Raw genomic sequence first — 22,122 nt, 5'->3', positions numbered from 1 at the left:
TTGACACAATTCTGGGGCGTTGATGCCGATCCTACGGCTCAGGGGCGCATAAAAGGCGCCCGTCCGGTGGCCGTGCTCGACATCGGTTCCAACTCGGTCCGCCTGGTGGTCTATGAGCGCCACGCCCGGGCGCTGACGCCCCTCTACAACGAGAAGGCATCCTGCGCCCTGGGGCGCGGGATCGCACAGACCGGAAGGCTGGCAGACGCCAATATCGCCAAGGCGCTCGACGCCATGAAGCGTTTCGCCATGGTTGCCCGGCTTATGCGCGTCGGCAAGATATACGTGCTGGCGACTTCAGCGGTGCGCGACGCCTCCAACAGCGCCGAATTTGTCGCCGCCGTCGAAACAATCATGCAGACCCAGGTGCGCGTCCTCAGTGGCGAGCAGGAAGCCCATTTCGCCGCGCTCGGCGTCGTGGCAGGTATTCCTGGCTTCAGCGGCGTTGTCGGTGACCTCGGGGGCGGGAGCCTCGAGTTCTCCGCCATCGACAACGGCATCGATACCAGCGGCCAGTCTTTCGAGCTTGGCGTCATCCGCCTCCAGGACGATGCGGATGGTTCACCCGCAAAGGCCGCGCAGATCACCCGCGACAGGCTTAAGGACTCGATCGTCGCGACGGTTGCACCCGGCAGCCAGTTCGCCGCGATCGGAGGGACGTGGCGCTCGCTCGCAAAGCTCCACCAGGTGCTGCGAGACTATCCCTTGCACATGGTGCAGGACTACGTCGTTCCTTCCGCCGACATGATCAAGGTCTGCGAAGACATCGTCGGAGCGGACACATTGAAGTCCTATCCGGGCGCCAGCGAAGTCAGTAATTCGCGACGGGAACTGGTGCCATTCGGCGCCGCCGTCCTTGCTGAAATCCTCAAGGCCGGACGGTTCGAGAGCGTTGTCTTTTCAGCCCTCGGAGTCCGTGAGGGCTATCTCTATGGGATGCTCGACCCCCAGGAGCGCGCTATCGACCCGTTGCTACAGGGGGCCGAGGAATTATCGATCCTGCGCTCGCGCTCGCCGGCGCATGGCAACGACCTTATCGAATTCACCGCGCAATATATGGAGGCTGCGGGCCTCGATGAGAGCAGCGCCGAAGCGCGCTTGCGCAAAGTGGTCTGTCTGCTTGCCGATATCGGTTGGCGCGCACATCCCGATTACCGTGGCCAACAGAGCGTCGACGCCGTTGCCTATGGCTCGTTGACGGGCGTGGATCATCCGGGACGAGCTTATCTGGCCCAGGCGCTGTCCGTTCGCTATGACGGGCTCAAGAGCAAATGGGCCCAGTCGCTGCTGCCTCTGGCGGGAAGCGATACTGCCAAGCGTGCCAAGCTGATCGGCGCGCTCTTCCGCGTCGCCTATCCGATGACCGCGGCAATGCCGGGCATCCTGGCGCGCACGCACTTCTCCATCCGCGGCAAGGACGAACTCGTCCTCCATCTTCCCGCAGATCTTGCGTTCCTCAATGGCGACCATCTGCGCAATAGGCTCAGCCAATTCGCAAATATCGCCGGGCACAACGATTCGGCAGTGCAGGTCGACTGAAGCGACTGGCTACTCAGCCGCTTCGTTCGCATCGACGGCAATTTCGCGCACACCCTTGCGCGTCGCGACCAGCGCGATGCGGCCGTGCTTGATGGCCAATGCCTTTTCACCAAAGAGCTTGCGGCGCCACCCCTTGAGCGCAGGCACGTCGGCATCGTCATCGAGGACGAGGGCGTCGATTTCGTCTGAAGTGGCCAGAATGCGCGAGGCCACGCCATGGTGCTCGGCCACGGATTTGAGCAGCACGCGAATGAGATCGCCGACGGCGCCTTTGGGCGACGGGCCGCGATAACGGTCCGGCATGACGGGCAATTCCGATTTCGTGAGGCCTTCGACACCCTTCAAAAGACTGATGATTTCGGCAGCTGCGGCGCTGCGGCCGAAACCGCGCGGCACGGCGCGCAGCTTGTCGAAGGCTTCGGGCGTGAGCGGGCGCTGCACGGCCAACTCGTAGAGCACGTCGTCCTTGAAGATTCGGCTGCGCGGCTGATCGGTCTCCTGGGCGCGGCGCTCGCGCCAGGCGGCCAGGACCTTTAGCGCCGCAAGGTCGCGGGCGCGGCTGATCTTCATTTTCAGCCGTTCCCAGGCGTTCTCCGGCTGGACGATATAGGTGTCGATGCTACGCAGCGTGGTCAGCTCGTCCTCGACCCAATCCCAACGCTTGGTGGCATCCACCTGCGTGCGCAATTCGCGATAGATATCGCGGAGATAGGTGACGTCGGCGAGGGCATAGAGGCGCTGCTTTTCGGACAGCGGGCGGGCCGACCAATCGGTAAAGCGCGAGGATTTGTCGAGTTCGACCTTGCAGATCGCCCGCACGAGGCTGTCATAGGAGGCGCTATCGCCGAACCCGCAGACGCTGGCGGCGATCTGGGTGTCGAAGATATTGTGCGGAACGGCACCGGCCAGCTTCACGAAAATCTCGATATCCTGGCGCGCGGCGTGGAACACCTTGGTCACGGCAGGGTTGGCGAGAAGCGCAAAGAAGGGCGCCAGATCAATACCCGGCGCCAATGGGTCGATGAGCACAGCCTCATCGTCCGTGGCAGCCTGGATAAGGCAGAGCTTTGGCCAATAGGTGGTTTCGCGGAGGAACTCGGTATCAACCGTCACGAAATCAAAATTGGCGGCGCGCTCGCAGAATGCGCTGAGCACGTCTGTGGAAACAATCAGGTCCATGCGGGATTACCGTCTCAAATTCGTCAATATTCTTCCTAGCAGGTGAAGCGCCATTGCTCCACCATCGATTTCCGCCAATGGCGTCGGGGTCCCCGGCGCCCGTTATGCTTGACAAGCGGCAACCACCATGCGCTTTTCCCGCCCGAGAATCCGGCCCTTTTTGCTATCCGAGTATGGAAATGACGACACATCGCTACCGCACCCACACCTGTGGCGCCCTGACGGCGGACGATGCCGGCAATACTGTGCGCCTCTCCGGCTGGGTGCATCGTATCCGTGACCATGGCGGCCTGCTGTTTATCGACCTGCGCGACCACTACGGCCTCACCCAGTTCGTGATCGATCCCGATTCGCCGGCCTTTGCCGCTGCCGAGAAGGTGCGCGCCGAATGGGTCCTGCGCATCGACGGCGAGGTCAAGCTGCGCGACGCTTCCGCCGTGAACCCCAATATCGGCACTGGCCAGATCGAGGTGTTCATCCGCGAGCTGGAAGTGCTGTCGGAAGCCAAGGAATTGCCGTTGCCGGTTTTCGGCGACCAGGAATATCCGGAAGATATCCGCCTGCGCTATCGCTTCCTCGATCTGCGACGCGAAAAGCTGCACAACAACATCGTCAAGCGCACCAAGGTGATCGCGGCGATGCGCAACGGCATGACCGAGCAGGGCTTCGCCGAATATTCGACACCGATTCTGACGGCATCCTCGCCCGAAGGCGCACGCGACTTTCTCGTGCCCAGCCGCATCCATCCCGGCAAGTTCTTCGCGCTGCCGCAGGCGCCCCAGCAATACAAGCAGCTGCTGATGGTTGCCGGCTTCGACCGCTACTTCCAGGTTGCCCCGTGCTTCCGCGACGAAGACCCGCGCGCTGACCGCCTGCCGGGTGAGTTCTACCAGCTCGACCTCGAAATGAGCTTCGTGACGCAGGAAGACGTCTGGAACACTGTCCAGCCCGTTATCACCTCGGTGTTCGAACAGTTCGCCGAAGGTAAGCGCGTGACCAAGGACTGGCCGCGCATTCCTTATGACACGGCTATCCGCAAATATGGTTCGGACAAGCCTGACCTTCGGAACCCGATTGAAATTCAAGCGGTTACCGAGCATTTCGCAGGATCCGGTTTCAAGGTGTTCGCCAACCAGATCGAAGCCGATGCCAAGGTCGAAGTCTGGGCTATCCCGGCCAAGAACAAGGCGGGCGCGGAGCCGATCGGCCGCGCCTTCTGCGACCGTATGAACGCCTGGGCACAGGGCCAGGGCCAGCCGGGCCTCGGCTATATTTTCTTCAAGGACGGTGCCGGTTCGGGCCCGATCGCCAAGAACATTGGCGAAGAGCGCACGGCTGCTCTCAAGGCCCAGCTTGGCCTCGAGGACGGTGATGCGGTGTTCTTCGTCGCCGGTCGCCCGGAAAAGTTCTACAAGTTCGCCGGCGAAGCTCGCACCAAGGTCGGCACCGATTTGGGTGTTGTCGACACCGAACAGTTCGCGCTGTGCTGGATCGTCGACTTCCCATTCTACGAGTGGGACGAAGAGGAAAAGCGCGTCGACTTCGCGCACAACCCCTTCTCCATGCCGCAGGGCGGGATCGAGGCGCTGAATTCGGCCGATCCGCTCTCGCTCAAGGCCTATCAGTACGACGCCGTCTGCAACGGCTTTGAAATTGCCTCCGGCTCCATCCGTAACCAGGAGCCCGAGACCATGATCAAGGCCTTCGAGCTGACGGGCAAGTCGCGCGCCGAAGTGGAAGAGCAGTTCGGTGGTCTCTATCGTGCGTTCCAGTACGGCGCTCCGCCGCATGGTGGCGCCGCATTCGGTATCGACCGCATCGTCATGCTGCTCTGCGGCGTGCAGAATTTGCGCGAAATCACGGCCTTCCCGATGAACCAGCAGGCGGAAGATCTGCTCATGGGTGCACCGAGCCCGGCGAGCCCCAAGCAGATGCGCGAACTGGGCATTCGCCTCAATCCCAAGGCCTGAGGCCCCGCTGCAATTTGATCAAGGGGCGAGCCTTGGCTCGCTCCTTTTTCTATGGGCTCTCCGCAGGATGCGGGCGCGCTGTTAACAGCTGTTAATGGCTCTTTAAGTTTGCAGCGTTAACAAGGAGATAGCCTGCAAACGCGCGAGAGTCCCCGGGTGAAGTCCAAGTATTCGCACCTTCTGATGGTCCTCGGCGCGCTCCTCGCTTTCGTGCCGATCTTTTCCGTCGACTATCTGCTGGATGCTTACGTCCGCTATCGGGAAACCGCGACACTGCAACAGCAGGTCAGCCAGATCGGCGTCGAGATCAATAACAATGTCGCTGACGCGGTGACGGCGCTGCGCCAGATCGTGGCCGACATCCCATCCCTGTGCACCCCGACTTTTTCCCAATATGCCCAGCGGGCGATCGCCAACAGCCTGTCGATCAAGCAGGTTCTCGTCGAAAATATGGATGGCGTTCAATATTGCGACGCCTATGGGCGCGAAGTGACGCACTCGGCCTTGTCCGAGGCGCTGCCTGTTCCCGGCCTCACCGAGACGATCACCATCGTTCAATTCGCCGAGATGGGCATGCCCGCCATCAAGGTCACCCAGACGCTGTCGGGCATGCGCCGCGTGTCGGTCTTCGTGCCGCTTCTGGGTGTTACCCAGGAGACGCTGGAGACCAATCTTCGTGCCGCCTCTATGGTCCGGATTTCACTGACCAGTGGCCTTCCTGTCATCGAGATGGGCGCCGTTGCCGATTACACGCGGACGCAGGGCTCGCAGGAATATCTGGGCGCGCAAAGCTATGCCGGCGAATTGCCGATCAAGGTTCAATTTGCGCTGCCCTTCAACTCGGCCCGCGCGGGCTACACGGATCTGGACGTCGTCTTTACCGTGATCGCCTGCTTTGCCAGCGCCTGTCTTCTTCTGCTCGCGCTGTGGTATGCGCGCAAGTCGCGGGTCCCGGCATTCGACCTCGAGCGCGCCATCGGGCGCAACGAGATCAAGCCCTATTATCAGCCCGTCATCAATCTGCGCACCGGCGAGTTGATCGGCTGCGAGGTGCTGTGCCGCTGGGAAAAGCCCAATGGCGACGTGATTCCGCCGGGCGTCTTCATCGACTATGCCGAAAACTCCGGGCTGGCCGTGCCGATGACCCTCTCGCTGATGCAGCAGGTGCGGTACGATCTGAGCGAACTCAGCCAAAAAATGCCGCACATGAAAATCTCGATCAATCTCTTCGAGGGCCATTTCCGCGACGTTGGCATCGTGGACGACGTGCAGGCAATTTTCGGCAATTCTGCCATCAACTACGATCAATTGGTGTTCGAGATCACCGAGCGCCGTCCGCTGGAAAATTCGGCGGCGGTCAACAGCGTGATTTCCGGCCTGCATGCGCTCGGCGCCCGCCTCGCCATGGATGACGCCGGAACGGGCCACTCGAATCTGGCCTATATCGCTACGTTGGGCGTGGACGTCATCAAGATCGATCGCATCTTCGTCGACATGATCAAGCCCGGCACCACGCAAGTGCCTGTACTCGACGGGCTTATCGCGATGGCACGCGATCTCGATTGCGAAATCGTCGCCGAAGGTGTCGAGACGGAAGAACAGGCGATCTACCTGCGCTCACACGGCGTTATCCAGGCGCAGGGCTTCATTTTCGCACCGGCGCTCAAGATCGGGGCTTTCAGGGAACTGGCGCTGGCACTGGATTCTTCGCCCTCGCTTCGGCCCAGCAAATTCGGATCTCGGCCCGACGCCGTCCCTGTAAACGCCGCTTGATGGCCATTGGGGCCTTGCCCCTTTTCAAGCGCGTCAATTGATGGCACCTAACTGCCCATCATCATGACCCGAAGCGATCTTACGAACCAGGTCGCGGGGTCTTCGCTCAATAGGTCGCATGGTCCTATGGGAGACCGACCAGACTGGTCGGGAGGACTTTTGCGTCGGTACTGCCGGGAGAATCTGCGTGTCGAACGACGTCAATGAGCAACGCAAGGCATTGCGCGAGGCGGCTCTGCATTTCCATGAGTTTCCCAAGCCAGGCAAGCTCGAAATCCAGCCGCTCAAGCCACTGGGCAACCAGCGCGACCTGGCGCTTGCCTATTCCCCCGGCGTGGCGGCTCCCTGTGAGGAAATTGCTGCCGATCCCTCTACCGTAGCGCGCTATACCTCCAGACAGAACCTTGTCGCTGTTATTTCCAACGGCACCGCCGTGCTCGGTCTCGGCAATATCGGGGCATTGGCCTCCAAGCCGGTGATGGAAGGCAAGGCCGTTCTCTTCAAGAAATTTGCCGGCATCGACGTGTTCGACCTTGAGGTGGATGAACTCGATCCCCAGAAATTCATCGATGCCGTGGCGCCCCTGTGGCCGACATTCGGCGGGATCAATCTTGAGGACATCCGCGCACCGGACTGCTTCGAAATCGAGGAAGCACTGCGCGAGCGCATGCCGATCCCGGTTTTCCATGACGACCAGCATGGCACGGCAATCATCGTCGGTGCCGCGGTGCTCAACGGGCTGGAGCTTGCCGGAAAGCGCATCGACGAGGTGAAGATCTGCACCTCGGGGGCAGGGGCGGCGGCCATCGCCTGCCTGAACGTGCTCGTAGCGCTGGGCGCCAAGCATGAGAACATCTGGGTCGCCGACAAGGATGGCCTCGTTACCCACAAGCGCAACGACGTCAACGACAAATGGCGCGGCCAATTCCGCCGGACCAGCGACGCCACGACCCTGGCCGAGGTGATCGAGGGCGCGGACGTGTTTCTTGGTCTTTCCGCGGCAGGTGCGCTCAGGCCGGAAATGCTGGAAAAGATGGCACCCAAGCCGCTGATTCTGGCGCTCGCGAACCCCAATCCTGAAATCATGCCGGAAGTGGCCAAGCAGGTGCGGCCCGACGCCATGGTCTGCACCGGGCGTTCCGATTATTCGAACCAGGTCAACAACGTCCTCTGCTTCCCCTTCATCTTCCGTGGTGCGCTCGACGTGCATGCAACCACGATCAATGAGGAGATGAAGCTGGCGGCTGTGCGGGCTATCGCCAAGCTGGCGCATGAGCCGGGCCTCGAGGTGTCGCCGTCGGGCGAGCCGGCCGTCTATGGCGCCGAACACATCATCCCAAATCCCTTCGACCAGCGGCTGATCCTGCGGATCGCGCCGGCCGTGGCGCGTGCCGCCATGGAATCGGGCGTCGCCAAGAAGCCGATCGCCGATTGGGATGCATATTATGACCAGCTGAACCGCTTCGTGTTCCGGTCTGGCCTCGTGATGAAGCCGATCATCGACAAGGCGCAGGGCAAGAACAAGCGCATCGCCTTTGCCGATGGCGAGGACGAACGCGTGCTGCGCGCCACCCAGGTGCTGCTCGAGGAACGCATTGCGCGACCAATTCTGATCGGTCGTCCTGCGGTGATCGAGGCGCGCATCGAGCGCTTCGGGCTCAACATCCAGCCAGGCCGAGACTTCGAGATCATCAACCCCGAAGACGATCCGCGCTATCGCGACTATGTCAGTCTTTTCCACTCACTCGTCGGGCGCGACGGGGTGACGCCCGAGACGGCACGAACCATCGTGCGCACAAATACCACGGTCATCGGGGCGCTGGCGGTCAAGCGCGGCGAGGCGGATGCGCTGATCTGCGGCCTGCAGGGACGCTACATCAAGCACGTCCGCGACATCCGCTCCATCATCGGGCTTCAGGACGGGGTGACCGATGTGTCGGCACTGTCCATGCTGATCATGCAACGCGGCGCGTTTTTCCTGACCGACACCTATGTCAATCAGAACCCCAGTGCCGACGAATTGGTGGCGATTACGCTGCAGGCACGCAATCATCTCAAGCGCTTCAATATCGAGGCGCGCACGGCACTGCTGAGCTACTCGAATTTCGGTTCGCGGGACGGCGACAGCGCCTACAAGATGCGCGAAGTCTACGCCAAGCTGAAGGCGGCGGCTCCTGACCTGATCCTCGAGGGCGAGATGCAGGGCGATCTGGCCCTGAACGAGGTTCTGCGCGATCGCTATATTCCGGACACACCGCTGCGCGGCGAAGCCAATCTGCTGGTTTTCCCGGACCTCGACGCGGCCAACCTCTCCATGACGCTGCTCAAGGAGATGAACAATGCGCTGTCCGTGGGGCCGATCCTGATGGGAACGCGGTCGCCGGCGCATATCCTGACGCCTTCGGTGACCAGCCGCGGTATCGTCAACATGTCCGCCATTGCCGCCAACGAAGCCGTGGGGGCAGAGCAATGATCCGCCACACCGTCGTCTTCACACTCAAGCACCCCTCCGGTTCGCCGGAGGAGGCGGCCTTCCTGCGTGACGCGAAAATTCTCGCCGCCATTCCGGGCGTCGAGAACTTCGAGCGGCTCCGCCAGGTCAGTCCAAAGGCCGACTATGCCTTTGGCTTTTCGATGGAGCTGGCCGACCAGGCCGCATACGATTTCTACAACGCCCATGCGGACCATGTGGCCTTCGTGAGGGACCGCTGGCTGCCGGAAGTGGCACGCTTCCAGGAGATCGACTACGTTGCGCTGTAACGGATAGCAGTGCTAAGTGCTGCCCGAGGAAACGTCCCCAGTTTAGGCGAGGAAGTCCGATGAGCCAGATCGCTGTGTTCAGTGGTAGCGCCCATCCCGAACTTGCCAAAGAGATTTGCGCCGAACTGGGCGTGCCGCTCAATGCGACACGCGTCAAACGCTTCTCCAACGACTGCCTGGAAGTCCAGCTGCAGGCAAATTGCCGGGAGCAGGACGTTTTTCTGGTCCAGACTTTGAGCGCGCCAGTGCAGGATCATCTGGTCGAGCTTCTGCTCATGCTCGATGCGGCGCGCGGGGCGTCGGCGGCACGCATAACTGCGGTCATTCCGCACTATTCTTATGCGCGCTCGGACAAGAAGGACGAACCCCGTATCTCAATCGGTGGCCGTCTTGTTGCCGATCTGTTGAAAACGGCCGGTGCCGATCGGGTCCTGACCATGACCCTCCACTCCCCGCAGGTGCATGGGTTTTTCAGCGTGCCTGTCGATCACCTGCATGCGCTCAATGAACTCACGACGCATTTTCAGGCGCAAGATCTCGGCAATGCTGTCGTCGTTTCGCCTGATCTGGGCAATGCCAAGACCGCTGCCGCCTTTGCGAGACGGCTCGGCGTCCCGGTGGCGGCGGGGGCGAAAGAGCGCCTGACCGACACCAAGGTGCGGATCTCGGCGATCATCGGTGAGGTTCGCGGGCGCGACGTGATCATTCTCGATGACGAGATCGCCAGCGGCGGTTCAATCGTCGAGTTGCTCAGGCATTTGCGGGCCAACGGGGCGCGGTCGGTGCGCGTTGCCTGCACGCACGGCATATTCGCGGACGGCGCCGTCGAGCGCCTCGCCGCGGAGCCGGATGTGCGCGAGATCGTCTGCACGAATACGCTCCCCAACGCCGCCCGCCAGCATTCGGACAAACTGACGATTTTGTCCGTTGCACCGGCGCTGGCCGAAGCCATGCGACGGATCAACAGCGGGGAATCGGTCAGCGCGCTGTTCGATGCGGAAACGCGCGTGGAGCGTGTCGCGGCGGAATAGGGAAACCCCCTATTAATCCTGTTCGTGGCATGTTGGGGGTCCTTGGACCGGTCCCCTTATGCCCACTCGTCTCAAACGTCCCCCATTCTGGCGCCCCCTCGCACTGTCAGGCATGTTGCTCGCCTTCCAGGCCTATCTCGGCTTTTCCGCGATCAGCGGACAATTCGGGATTGAGAGTCGCGAGCAGATTCATGCTGACATTCAGGTCCTCAAGGACCGCTCGGCGTCTCTCCAGGCCGAGATCGACGCGTTTAAGCATAGGGCAACGCTGATGAATCCGCGTCACCTCGACCCCGACATCGTCACGGAGCGCGCCCGCGCGCTGCTCAACATGGCGCATGCCAATGATACACTGGTGATGGTGGATCCGGTGAGCGGTAAACCGATTTCCGGTAAATTCCAAGAATTAATTGACTCTGAGTTAATTTCAATTATTCAAGCAGATTCAACGCTCTAAGTGTTGTTTATATGTGGGTCCGGCACGATTTTACCGGACCCTCGCTTGCGCTATAGTGCCGCCGAGGGTCAGACTGATCCTGCGGCTCCCCATTCAAATCACCCGGAGTGTTACATGGCGCGCAAGGCGATGGCCACCAAGGCCCAGACGCAGCCCAATGTCCCCCAGTTCTCCAATGAACAGGATCTGGAGGCGTACCGGGAGATGCTCCTGATCCGGCGGTTCGAAGAAAAGGCCGGCCAGATGTATGGCATGGGCCTGATCGGCGGTTTCTGCCACCTCTATATCGGCCAGGAAGCAGTCGTGACGGGCATCACCATGGCCAGCGAGAAGGGCAAGGACGCCCAGATCACCGGCTATCGCGACCACGGGCACATGCTCGTCATGGGCCTCGACCCCAAGGGTGTCATGGCCGAACTCACCGGACGGCAGGGCGGCTTGTCGAAGGGCAAGGGCGGCTCGATGCACATGTTCTCCAACGAGCACAAATTCTACGGCGGCAACGGCATCGTCGGCGCCCAGGTGTCGCTCGGCGCGGGCCTTGCCTTCGCAGCGAAATATCGCGGCGATGGTTCGGTAGCGCTGGCGTATTTCGGCGACGGCGCGGCCAACCAGGGCCAGGTCTACGAGACGTTCAACATGGCCAAGCTTTGGAAGCTGCCGGTCGTGTTCGTCATCGAGAACAACAAATACGCCATGGGCACCTCGATCGAGCGTGCTGCCGCGACCACCGATTTCTCCATGCGCGGCGCGTCGTTCGACATTCCAGGCGAGCAGGTCGACGGCATGGATGTGCGCATGGTCTATGATGCGGCCAAGCGCGCCATCGAGCATGCCCGCTCCGGCCAGGGCCCGTTCATCCTCGAAATGCTGACCTATCGTTACCGCGGTCATTCCATGTCAGACCCGGCAAAATATCGCTCCAAGGACGAAGTGACCAAATATCGCCAGGAACGCGACCCCATCGAGCAGGTCCGTGCCCGTCTTCTCGAAGCCGGCTTCGTGACCGAAGACGACCTCAAGAAGATCGAGACCGATATCCGGGCGGTCGTCACCGAGGCAGCGGACTTCGCGACCCACGATCCCGAGCCCGATCCGTCTGAACTCTGGACCGACATCACCATCGAGGCCTGAGCGCGACGATGACCTTTCTGCTCGCCGCCATTTCATTGTTCGCACTGCTCTCCGGCATTCTGGCCGCAGGGCAGGCGCGGGCAATCACGCAGATGGCGGCGATGAAGGGGCAAGACTGGTTGTTTGGCTGGTGGCGGTTCGACGCCATCGCGGCCAAGGCCGGCCTGGCCGGTGAAGAGCATGCCGCCGCCTACAAGCGTTCCGTCATCGCCTTTGTCGTCTTTCTTGTTCTCGGCCTGCTGCTGAGCGGCTGGATTGCCAGCCAGCAGAATTCCGCGCCGACCACTACAGCCATCAACATCCCGATTAACGATTGGCGGGTCTTGCCCGCCCGCCACGCTGAATATTTTGCGCTTCGCCGAGTGGCCCCGATGCCCGGCGTAACCATGCTGGAGAGCTAATATGCCCCAAATCCTCATGCCCGCCCTGTCGCCGACCATGGAAGAGGGTAAGCTCGCCAAGTGGCTGGTCAAGGTAGGCGATAGTGTAAAGTCCGGCGACGTGCTGGCCGAAATCGAAACCGACAAGGCGACCATGGAAGTCGAGTCGGTCGATGAAGGCGTCGTCAAGGAATTGCTCGTCGCCGAAGGCACCGACGGCGTGAAGGTTAATACGCCCATCGCACTGGTGCTTGCCGATGGCGAGGAGGCCGGTACCGCGCCTGCCGCAGTCGCCGAGGCCAAGCCCGAGGCCGAGCCGAGCATGGTTCAGGCAGAGGCCCCGGTCGCCGCGCCTGCAGCGGCGGTTCCTGCTGCCCCCAAATTCGAGGCGCAGAGCGATCCCGACCTGCCCGAAGGCGTGGAAATGGTCGAGATGACTGTTCGCCAGGCACTCAACGAGGCCATGGCCGAAGAACTGCGCCGCGATCCGGACGTCTTCATCATGGGTGAAGAAGTCGCCGAATATCAGGGTGCCTACAAGATCACCCAGGGCCTCCTGCAGGAATTCGGTCCCGAGCGCGTCATCGATACGCCGATCACAGAGCACGGTTTCGCCGGCTTGGCAGTGGGTGCGGCGTTTGCCGGTTTGAAACCGGTCGTCGAATTCATGACCTGGAACTTTGGCATGCAGGCCATCGACCAGATCATCAACTCCGCCGCCAAGCAGCTCTATATGTCCGGCGGCCAGGTGACGGCGCCGATGGTGTTCCGTGGTCCGAACGGCCCGGCAGCCCGCGTTGCCGCCCAGCACAGCCAGGATTTTTCGGCCTGGTACAGCCATGTTCCGGGCCTCACCGTCATCGCGCCCTATAGCGCGGCCGACGCAAAGGGCCTGCTCAAGGCGGCCATCCGCTCGCCAAACCCGGTCGTGTTCCTCGAGAATGAAATTCTCTACGGCTCCACGGGGTTGGTGCCCAAGGTCGATGATTTCGTGCTGCCGATCGGCAAGGCACGCGTGGCCCGGAAGGGCGCCGACGTGACGATCGTCTCTTTCTCCATGGGCATGCGTTACGCCACCCAGGCGACGGAAAAGCTGGTGGCCGCCGGCGTTGATGTCGAATTGATCGATTTGCGCACGCTGCGCCCGCTGGACAGCGACACGGTCATTGAATCGGTCAAGAAAACCGGTCGCCTCGTGACGGTTGAAGAGGGCTGGCCGCAGGGCGGTATCGGCGCAGAGCTTGCTGCTCGCGTCATGGAACAGGCCTTCGATTATCTCGATGCGCCCGTATTGCGGGTGACTGGCAAGGACGTGCCGATGCCCTATGCTGCCAACCTTGAAAAGCTGGCGCTGCCCAACGTCGACGAAGTCATCGCTGCCGTCAACGCCGTGACCTACCGCTCGTAAGGAGACCAGGGATGCCAATCGATATCACCATGCCGGCGCTCTCTCCGACGATGGAAGAGGGCAAGCTCGCCAAGTGGCACGTCAAGGAAGGCGACAGCGTTTCCTCCGGTGACGTGATCGCCGAGATTGAAACCGACAAGGCCACGATGGAAGTCGAGGCTGTCGACGAAGGCAAGATCGGTAAGATTCTTGTTGCCGAAGGCACTGATAATGTGAAGGTGAACGCGGTTATCGCGGTTCTCCTTCAGGACGGGGAAGAGGCCAGCGCCATTGGCTCTGCGGCCAGCAAGCCGGCTGAAGCGCCCAAGGTGGAAGCGAAGGCTGACGCCGGCACGGTCGAACGCGCTGATGCGGCAACGCAGACAGCGCCGACCGCGAAGGCCGATCCAGCACCGGCCAAGACCGCGTCAGCGCCGGCCGCATCGGCTTCGGCAAAGCCCGAGGCTGGGCGCGTCTTTGCCTCGCCGCTTGCCAAGCGCTTCGCCAAGGAAGCCGGGATCGATATCGCAGCGGTTACGGGTTCGGGTCCGAAGGGCCGGGTGATCAAGGCTGACGTCGAGGCTGCAAAGTCGGGCAAGACGCCGCTCAAGGCGAGTACTGCAGCGCCTGCTGCTGCCGCAACCGGCGGAGCCGCAATGGCGGGCGGCATGACCAAGAACCAGGTCATCGCACTCTACGAGGAAGGCTCCTACGAGCTTGTTCCGAACGACGGCATGCGCAAGGTGGTGGCTGCGCGCCTCACCGAGAGCAAGCAGACGGTTCCCCATTTCTATCTGACGCTCGATTGCAAGATCGACGCGCTGATGGCCGCGCGCGAGCAGATCAACAATTCGGCGCCCAAGGGCGAGGATGGCAAGCCGGCCTTCAAGCTCTCGGTCAATGATTTCATCATGAAGGCCTGGGCGATTGCGCTGCAACGCGTGCCTGCGGCGAACGCGACCTGGGCCGGGGACTCGATCCTCTACCACAAGCGGTCCGACGTGGCCGTTGCGGTTTCGGTGCCGGGTGGCCTCTTCACCCCGGTCGTGAAAAGCTGCGATACCAAGTCGCTTCGCGAGATTTCCGAGGAAGTGAAGGATCTGGCGACCCGCGCCCGCAACAAGAAGCTGGCGCCGCATGAATATCAGGGTGGCGCTTCTTCGGTGTCCAATCTGGGCATGTTCGGCATCAAGCACTTTGCAGCCGTAATCAACCCGCCGCATGGCACGATCCTCGCGGTCGGGGCTGGTGAAGAGCGCGTCTATCCCGAGAACGGGCAGATCAAGATCGGCCAGTTCATGACCGCCACGCTGTCATGTGATCATCGTGCCGTCGACGGTGCGCTCGGCGCGGAAGTGCTGGGCGTGTTCAAGGGCCTGATCGAAAATCCGGTGATGATGCTGGCCTAAGAAGGGGCAGGGCGCATGAAGACCATTCTCGCTTATGGCGACAGCCTGACATTCGGGTCCAATCCGGAGCAGGGTGGACCGCGCCATGCCTACGAAGATCGCTGGCCCTCGGTCATCGAGGCTGCCCTCGGGGGCAAGGCTCGCATGATTGCCGAGGGTCTGGGTGGCCGCACCACCGCGTTTGATGATCACTCGGCTCCGGGTGACCGCAATGGCGTCCGGTTGCTTCCGACACTGCTCGACAGCCACAAGCCGTTCGATCTCGTCATCATCATGCTCGGCACAAACGACCTCAAGGTCTACCTCAACGGCACCGCCTTTGGCGCCGCGATGGGGATCAAGCGCCTGGTGCAGATCGTTCGCAACCATCCATATGATCCGGGAATGGCAATTCCGCAGGTGATCATTGTGGCCCCGCCGCTGACGGTGGAGACCGATCACGTCGATCTGCACCCGATGTTTGCGCCGCGCGCCGACGAAGCCAAGCTTTTCGACTTCTATTACAGCCGCATCGCCCAGGAGCTGGGTGTCGGCTATTTCAACGCGGCCAGCGTTGCCGTCGCCGACCCGCGCGACGGCGTTCATCTTGACCCCGCTAATACCCGGGCCATCGGTGAGGGGCTCGCCCCGCTCGTCAAACAAATGCTGGGTCTCTGACGACCCCAACAGACCAAGTGGAGGCCAAATATGGCTGACCAATACGATCTTCTCGTCATCGGCGCCGGCCCCGGCGGGTATATCGCAGCCATTCGTGGCGCGCAGCTGGGCATGAAGGTGGCCATCGTCGAACGTGAGCACATGGCTGGCATCTGCTCCAACTGGGGCTGTATCCCGACCAAGGCGCTGCTGCGTTCGGCGGAAATCTACGGCCATATGAGCCACGCCAAGGATTATGGGCTGACGGCCGAGAAATACGGCTTTGAGCTCGACGGCATCGTCAAGCGTTCGCGCGCTATCGCGGCGCAGATGAACAATGGCGTGCAGTTCCTGATGAAGAAGAACAAGGTCGACATCATCTGGGGCGAGGCCACCATCACCAAGCCCGGTGAGGTAAAAGTTTCGCCGACCACGAAGAAGATCGTCGAGCCGCAAGGCCCGGTGCCCAAGAACGCACTCGGCGAAGGCACCTACAAGGCCAAGAACATCATCATCGCAACCGGGGCGCGTCCGCGCGTGCTGCCCGGTATCGAGCCGGATGGCGACAAGATCTGGACCTATTTCGAGGCGCTGAAGCCGGCAGAAATGCCGAAGTCGCTGGTCGTGATGGGCTCAGGCGCCATCGGCATCGAGTTCGCCTCGTTTTACCGGTCGTTTGGCGCCGAGGTGACCGTCATCGAGCTGCTGCCGCAGATCCTGCCGGTTGAAGATGCCGAGATTTCGGCTCTCGCCCGCAAGCGTCTCGAAAAGCGTGGCATCAAATTTTTGACAGACGCAAAGGTCGCCAAGGTCGAAAAGACCGGTAACGGCATTGTTGCCCATGTCGAAACCAAGGACGGCAAGACCCAGCAGATCGCCGGCGACAAGCTGATCTCGGCTGTTGGTGTGATGTGCAATATCGAAGGCCTCGGCCTCGAATCGGTCGGCGTGAAAACCGAGCGCGGCGCCATTGTGATCGACGGCTATGGCAAGACCAATGTCGAGGGCATCTGGGCCATTGGCGACGTCGCCGGCCCTCCCATGCTGGCGCACAAGGCCGAGCATGAGGCTGTCATCACCGTCGAAAAGATCGCGGGTCTCAAGGTGCATGGCCTCGACAAGTCCAAGGTGCCGGGTTGCACCTATTGCGAGCCGCAGGTCGCCAGTGTCGGCCTCACCGAAGCCAAGGCCAAGGAAGCCGGACGCGAGATCAAGGTGGGGCGTTTCCCCTTCGTGGGCAACGGCAAGGCGATCGCGCTTGGCGAGCCGGATGGCCTCGTAAAGACCATTTTCGACGCCAAGACCGGGGAACTTCTCGGAGCGCACATGATTGGTGCTGAAGTCACCGAGCTGATCCAGGGTTTCGTAGTGGCAATGAACCTCGAAACCACGGAAGAAGAGCTCATTCACACAATCTTCCCCCATCCGACCCTCAGCGAAACCATGAAGGAAAGCGTCCTCGACGCTTATGGAAAAGCGCTGAACATCTGATCTGGCTGCCTCGCATTGGCCGGGACTTCCCGATTTTGTGAGGCGGTACCATCTCAGGGCATGTCCGGCCTAAGCCGGCGTGCATCGAGGGTGGGGAGCACAAAACCAGAGGAGCTATCCACATGGTCAAGGCAATTCAGATCGGGCTGGGGCATTGGGGTTTCAGCTGGACGCGGGACGTTATCCCCAAAGTTCCCAATGTCGAGATGGTGGGCTATGTGGATTCCAATCCCGATGCCCTCAAGAACGCCCAGACCGAACTCGGTATCGAGGAAACGCTGTGCTTTACCAGCCTCGAAGAGGCCGTGCAGGGCAGGGCGGCACAGCTGGCAATCTGCACGCTGAGGACCGAGGCGCATTATCCTGTCGTCAAGGCCTGCCTGGAGCTGGGGCTCAGCGTCATCGTTGAAAAGCCATTTGCCTCGACCATCGCCCAGGCCAAGGAATTGGTGGCCATGGCCCAGGAGCGGGGCAGGGTGCTGATGGTCAGCCAGAACTATCGCTTCCAGCCAGCGCCGATCCTGGCGGCAGAGTTGATCGGGGCCCAGCGTTTCGGGCCGGTCAACCTCGTCTCCATCGATTTCCGGCGTCACGCCCCGACCCAGGGCTATCGCTATTGGGACATGCCGGACCCGCTGCTGGCGGACATGTCGATCCATCATTTCGACCTGATGCGCATGGTGCTGGGGGACGAACCCAAGCGCGTGTCCTGCCGGACCTGGAACTCGCCGGCCAGCCCCTTCGGGCACAATCCGATCGGCGTGGCGACGTTGGAGTTCGAAAAGGGCACGATCGTGTCCTATCGCGGTAGTTGGATGAGCTCCGGCCCCGTGACGCCCTGGTCGGGCGAATGGGTGATGGATTGTTCGGAAGGCGAGATAATCTGGAGCTCCCGCGATCACTTCATGGGAAAATCCAATCCGGACAAATTGTGGCTCCGAGCGCTCGACGGCACACCGGAAGCGCAGGACATGCCGGCAATCGATCACACCGACCGCGTCGGCACGCTCGCCGCCGTCGCCAAGGTGGTGGACACCGGCACAGTTCCGGCCCGCTTCAGCTCGGGCGAGGACAATCTTCATTCCCTGGCACTGGTTCAGGCGACCATCCTTTCTGCCGCGCGCGACGGGGAATGGGTCGAAATCGCAGAGGTCATGGCATGAGCATCGGCACGCAGGAACTGCTTATCTTTCTGGCGATTGGCCTCGTAGCAGGCTGGATTGCCGGGTTGCTGCTTGGAGGGGGCGGGCTAATCCGCAACCTCATCGTCGGGGTGATCGGGTCATTCGTAGGGGGATGGCTACTGAGCGCAGTGGGCGTGAGTTTGCCCATCGACAATGTCATGATCAGCCAGATCATCACCGCCACGATCGGCGCCATCGTGGTCATTGCGCTGGCGAGGATCATTGCGCGATAGGTGCATGGCTGATGACCACTACTGACGGCTGGCTTGAACCGGCCGCCCAAGGGAGCGATATAACGGGCGAACGCCCAGTCAGGACCGAAATTGGTTACGCTCATCGATAATTCCATTGCCCGCCCGCGGCATCCCGAAAAAGCCAACCGGCCCGACAGCATCGTGCTGCGCAAGCCGGACTGGATCCGCGTCAAGGCGCCGGGCTCCCCGGTTTACAAGGAAACCCAGCAGATCGTTCGCGAGAACAATCTGGTGACCGTTTGCGAGGAAGCCGGCTGCCCCAATATCGGCGAGTGCTGGAGCAAGAAGCACGCGACCATGATGATCATGGGCGAGATCTGCACCCGGGCCTGCGCCTTCTGCAATGTGCGGACCGGCATGCCAGGGCCGCTCGACCCGTTCGAGCCGGAGAACGTCGCCAAGGCGGTCGAAAAGCTTGGGTTGGAACACGTGGTCATCACCTCGGTTGACCGCGACGATCTGGCCGACGGCGGCGCGCAGCATTTTGCCGACGTGATCCGCGCGATCCGCGCGCGCAATCCCCGTACCACCATCGAAATCCTGACGCCGGACTTCCTGCGCAAGGATGGTGCGCTCGAGATCGTCGTGGCGGCCAAGCCGGACGTGTTCAACCACAATCTTGAAACCGTGCCGTCGAAATATCTCAAGGTCCGTCCCGGCGCGCGTTACTTCCACTCCATCCGCCTGCTGCAGCGAGTGAAGGAACTCGACCCCACCATCTTCACCAAGTCGGGCATCATGGTCGGCCTCGGCGAAGAGCGGAACGAAGTTCTCCAGCTGATGGACGATCTGCGCTCGGCCGAAGTCGACTTCCTCACCATCGGGCAATATCTGCAGCCGACCAAGAAGCACTATCCGCTCCAGCGCTTCGTGACGCCCGAGGAGTTCAAGTCCTTTGCGACTGTCGCTACCGCCAAGGGCTTCCTGCTGGTTTCCTCGAGCCCTCTGACACGCTCCTCGCACCACGCTGGCGAAGATTTCGCACAGCTCAAGGCGGCGCGCATGGCCAAGCTGGGGCACTGATGAAGCGGTTTTTCGAGCGGCACGTGCCGCATTTGCCCCAGCGCATGTATGACATCGTGGCCGATCTCGAGGATTATCCGCGGTTCATTCCAAATTGTCGCGCCATGGAACTGCGGCCCGATCCGGCCGCAGCCGGCAAGGACGTGCAACTGGCGCGGATGACACTTTATTTCGGGCCTGTGACACAGGCCTATACGAGCCGGGTCACCCGGGACCGGGAAGCCCTAACCATTCGTGCCAAGGCGGTCGATGGGCCATTCGCCTATCTCGACAGCGTGTGGAGCTTTGAGCCCGAGGGTATGGGAACGCGGGTGCGCTTCGAGATCGACTTCAAGATTTCAAATCCCTTTATCGCGGCGGTCGCCGAACCCGCCTTCGCAGCCAAGCAGGAAGAGATCATGCGGGCTTTCTCCGACGAAGCCGACCGGCGCTTCGGGAACTGACGGCATGGTCAGCCTCTCGGGCACTCTGATCTGCGCGTCAGAAGAGCAATTGCGAGCCGTGCTCGACCATCTGCCCGAGCATATGATGCTGACCCGGCGCGAGCCGGGTTGCCTCTATTTCGAGGTCGTACAGCGCAGTCACGAGCCGATGGTCTGGGACGTCGAAGAGCGTTTCGTTGATCAAGCCGCCTTCGAGGCCCACCAGGAGCGCACAAGGGCCTCCGTGTGGGCAGAGGAGACGCGTGACATAGTCCGGGACTACAGCGTGGTCACTGACCCTTCATAGGCACGCCCGCCAGGTAATTCAGCTCATCGGGCAAATCGCTGGTGATGACCTGGAGGACCAGTTCAAGCGCAGCATCGACGGTCGCCTTGCGGATGGCGTCACGACCTATATCCCCAAAGCGATGTTCGATCACGACCGTTGCAAGCTCTGACGACACCGCGACATAGACCAGTCCAACCGGCTTTCTATCGCTGCCGCCATCTGGCCCGGCAATGCCCGTCGCGGAGACCGCGATGTCGGCACGGGCGGTATTGCGGGCGCCGTCTGCCATGGCGCGGGCCACCTGGTTGCTGACCGCACCATAATCCTCGATGACCCGGGGCGGGACGTGGATCATCTTGTCCTTGGCGATGTTGGAATAGGTGACGAAGCCGCCATAGAGAGCCGCCGAGGCCCCCGGAATGTCCGTCAGCGCCGCGGCGATCATCCCGCCGGTGCAGCTTTCAGCGGTCACAATGGTCCGCTTGGTTTCGGCGAGGATGTCGATGATCTGTTTGCCCACCGGTGGGGCGGCTTTTGCTACCATCTAGTCGACCCTCGGCAGTTCCACACTTGCGCTTGCAATAGACACGATGCCTTCCTCCCGCCCGAGAAAACCGAGCTTTTCATTGGTCGTCGCCTTCACCGCCACGCGGTCTGCCGAAATCCCCAGAGTCTCGGCAATCACCGCACACATCGCTGGCGCGTGGACCGCAATCCTCGGCGCTTCCGCGACAATTGTCACGTCAAGATTGACGATCCGACCACCCCGTTTGGCGATCAGGTTTCCGGCATGGCGGAGGAATATGGTCGACGCCGCCCCTTTCCATTGCGGATCGCTTGGCGGGAAATGGACACCAATGTCCCCTTCGCCGATCGAGCCAAGCAGGGCGTCGGTCAGGGCGTGAAGGGCCACGTCAGAATCGGAGTGCCCGTTAAGTCCCGAATGGTGCGGGATTTTCACGCCACCGAGCCAGACATGGTCGCCGGGCACAAAGGAATGAACGTCGTATCCGGTGCCGATGCGGGTCTCGGTTTTCATGCTGTCTCCAAGGATTCGCTCGGCGCGCGCAAAGTCGTCCGGATGAGTGATTTTGATATTGTCTCGGTCACCGGGAACTAGGGCTACTCGCAGGCCGGCCCATTCGGCGATCTCGGCATCATCGGTGAATTCGCGGCGGACGGTGCCGGCCCGCATATGGGCGGAGAATATCTGGCCGAACCGAAATCCCTGGGGCGTCTGCGCGGCCGCAAGAAGTCTCCGGTCCTCCGTCGCGACCACCTCGCGGCCGTCGAGGCTGCGCTTGATCGTGTCCGTAAGCGGAAGAGCAGGCAGCGCGCCGTCGAATTGGGCGAGGGCAGCGGTGACCGCATCGATCAGTGCCTGGCTGACAAAGGGCCGCGCCGCATCATGGATGAGGACAAGATCTGGCCGCATTGGCGCCAGGACCTTGAGCCCTTCGAGCACGGAAGCCTGACGCGTCGCGCCGCCCATCACTGGTGCAAGCAATCGATCGTCACTCAGGCCGAGCGCCGCATAGCGTTCGCCATGCTCGCCATGAATGACTGTCACGATATGGCTGATCGCCTCATGGTTCAGAAAGGCGTCAATGGTGCGCGAGAGCACAGGTCGCCCGGCAATGGCCTGGTACTGCTTGGGCTCCAGATAATTGCCCCCGCGGGCGCGTTCGCCTTTTCCGGCAGCAACGACGATGACAGCTATGGATTTTGGACGCATGTCTCTATAGGCACTTTCCAACCAGACGGGACTGGTCTAGCCGCCGTGCTCCCATGCGGCAAGTGCAGT

Annotated in this window: 20 protein-coding genes and 1 pseudogene; 18 read left to right on the top strand and 3 right to left on the bottom strand. The window is 61.6% G+C overall.

Annotated elements, in window-relative coordinates:
• On the top strand, positions 1–1,539 hold the full coding sequence (locus N0P34_RS11295) for a Ppx/GppA phosphatase family protein (RefSeq protein ID WP_275603347.1): 1,539 nt from the start codon (positions 1–3) through the stop codon (positions 1,537–1,539).
• Positions 1,540–1,548: 9 nt separating this feature from the next.
• On the opposite strand, the gene rnd is transcribed toward N0P34_RS11295, so the two are convergent.
• On the bottom strand, positions 1,549–2,718 hold the full coding sequence (gene rnd / locus N0P34_RS11290) for a ribonuclease D (protein WP_275603346.1): 1,170 nt from the start codon (positions 2,716–2,718) through the stop codon (positions 1,549–1,551).
• A gap of 179 nt (positions 2,719–2,897) precedes the next feature.
• Between rnd and aspS the strand changes: the two genes are divergently transcribed.
• The 17 genes and pseudogenes from aspS (at position 2,898) to N0P34_RS11205 (ending at position 20,336) form a co-directional block, all read left to right on the top strand.
• Positions 2,898–4,688 (top strand): aspartate--tRNA ligase, encoded by a 1,791-nt coding sequence (gene aspS, locus N0P34_RS11285; protein ID WP_275603345.1) that lies wholly within the window; start codon positions 2,898–2,900, stop codon positions 4,686–4,688.
• A gap of 156 nt (positions 4,689–4,844) precedes the next feature.
• A complete protein-coding gene (locus N0P34_RS11280; protein ID WP_275603344.1) occupies positions 4,845–6,461 on the top strand; it encodes an EAL domain-containing protein in 1,617 nt (538 codons plus the stop codon).
• Positions 6,462–6,648: 187 nt separating this feature from the next.
• Positions 6,649–8,934, top strand: coding sequence for an NADP-dependent malic enzyme (locus tag N0P34_RS11275; protein WP_275603343.1), 2,286 nt, complete (start codon positions 6,649–6,651; stop codon positions 8,932–8,934).
• Complete coding sequence (locus N0P34_RS11270; protein ID WP_275603342.1) at positions 8,931–9,221, top strand: Dabb family protein; 291 nt, start codon at positions 8,931–8,933, stop codon at positions 9,219–9,221. The genes N0P34_RS11275 and N0P34_RS11270 overlap by 4 nt, the downstream gene beginning before the upstream one ends.
• 59 nt (positions 9,222–9,280) lie before the next feature.
• Positions 9,281–10,252 carry a ribose-phosphate pyrophosphokinase gene (locus tag N0P34_RS11265; protein WP_275603341.1) on the top strand — a complete coding sequence of 324 codons (972 nt, stop codon included), beginning with the start codon at positions 9,281–9,283 and terminating at the stop codon, positions 10,250–10,252.
• Positions 10,253–10,310: 58 nt separating this feature from the next.
• On the top strand, positions 10,311–10,709 hold the full coding sequence (locus N0P34_RS11260; RefSeq protein ID WP_275603340.1) for a septum formation initiator family protein: 399 nt from the start codon (positions 10,311–10,313) through the stop codon (positions 10,707–10,709).
• Positions 10,710–10,838: 129 nt separating this feature from the next.
• A complete protein-coding gene (pdhA, locus tag N0P34_RS11255) occupies positions 10,839–11,843 on the top strand; it encodes a pyruvate dehydrogenase (acetyl-transferring) E1 component subunit alpha (protein ID WP_275606965.1) in 1,005 nt (334 codons plus the stop codon).
• A gap of 8 nt (positions 11,844–11,851) precedes the next feature.
• Complete coding sequence (locus tag N0P34_RS11250; protein WP_275603339.1) at positions 11,852–12,244, top strand: hypothetical protein; 393 nt, start codon at positions 11,852–11,854, stop codon at positions 12,242–12,244.
• Between the two features lies 1 nt (position 12,245).
• Positions 12,246–13,631, top strand: a complete 1,386-nt coding sequence (locus N0P34_RS11245) for a pyruvate dehydrogenase complex E1 component subunit beta (RefSeq protein ID WP_275603338.1) — start codon at positions 12,246–12,248, stop codon at positions 13,629–13,631.
• Positions 13,632–13,642: 11 nt separating this feature from the next.
• Positions 13,643–15,019, top strand: a complete 1,377-nt coding sequence (locus N0P34_RS11240; RefSeq protein ID WP_275603337.1) for a pyruvate dehydrogenase complex dihydrolipoamide acetyltransferase — start codon at positions 13,643–13,645, stop codon at positions 15,017–15,019.
• A gap of 15 nt (positions 15,020–15,034) precedes the next feature.
• On the top strand, positions 15,035–15,676 hold the full coding sequence (locus N0P34_RS11235) for an SGNH/GDSL hydrolase family protein (protein WP_275603336.1): 642 nt from the start codon (positions 15,035–15,037) through the stop codon (positions 15,674–15,676).
• A 30-nt stretch (positions 15,677–15,706) separates the two neighbouring features.
• Complete coding sequence (gene lpdA / locus N0P34_RS11230) at positions 15,707–17,146, top strand: dihydrolipoyl dehydrogenase (RefSeq protein WP_275603335.1); 1,440 nt, start codon at positions 15,707–15,709, stop codon at positions 17,144–17,146.
• Positions 17,147–17,268: 122 nt separating this feature from the next.
• Entirely contained in the window at positions 17,269–18,309 is a 1,041-nt protein-coding gene (locus N0P34_RS11225; RefSeq protein WP_275603334.1) for a Gfo/Idh/MocA family oxidoreductase, read from the top strand.
• Positions 18,306–18,563: a GlsB/YeaQ/YmgE family stress response membrane protein gene (locus N0P34_RS11220; protein WP_275603333.1), complete on the top strand. Its 258-nt coding sequence runs from the start codon at positions 18,306–18,308 to the stop codon at positions 18,561–18,563. Before N0P34_RS11225 ends, N0P34_RS11220 begins: the two co-directional genes overlap by 4 nt.
• A gap of 84 nt (positions 18,564–18,647) precedes the next feature.
• A pseudogene (gene lipA / locus N0P34_RS11215) lies at positions 18,648–19,607 on the top strand (lipoyl synthase); the annotation flags it as partial.
• Positions 19,607–20,050 carry a type II toxin-antitoxin system RatA family toxin gene (locus tag N0P34_RS11210; protein WP_275603332.1) on the top strand — a complete coding sequence of 148 codons (444 nt, stop codon included), beginning with the start codon at positions 19,607–19,609 and terminating at the stop codon, positions 20,048–20,050. The pseudogene lipA and the gene N0P34_RS11210, both read left to right, overlap by 1 nt.
• 4 nt (positions 20,051–20,054) lie before the next feature.
• Positions 20,055–20,336: an antibiotic biosynthesis monooxygenase gene (locus tag N0P34_RS11205; RefSeq protein WP_275603331.1), complete on the top strand. Its 282-nt coding sequence runs from the start codon at positions 20,055–20,057 to the stop codon at positions 20,334–20,336.
• On the opposite strand, the gene N0P34_RS11200 is transcribed toward N0P34_RS11205, so the two are convergent.
• Both N0P34_RS11200 and N0P34_RS11195 read right to left on the bottom strand, forming a co-directional pair.
• Entirely contained in the window at positions 20,320–20,862 is a 543-nt protein-coding gene (locus N0P34_RS11200; protein WP_275603330.1) for a CinA family protein, read from the bottom strand. The genes N0P34_RS11205 and N0P34_RS11200 overlap by 17 nt on opposite strands.
• A complete protein-coding gene (locus N0P34_RS11195; protein ID WP_275603329.1) occupies positions 20,863–22,053 on the bottom strand; it encodes a bifunctional 2-C-methyl-D-erythritol 4-phosphate cytidylyltransferase/2-C-methyl-D-erythritol 2,4-cyclodiphosphate synthase in 1,191 nt (396 codons plus the stop codon).
• Positions 22,054–22,122 lie beyond the last annotated feature (69 nt).

It is taken from the genome of Devosia sp. FJ2-5-3, assembly GCF_029201545.1.
Lineage (GTDB): Bacteria > Pseudomonadota > Alphaproteobacteria > Rhizobiales > Devosiaceae > Devosia.
Note: the sequence above shows the minus strand (reverse complement) of the source record. Positions and strands in the feature narration are given on the sequence as shown.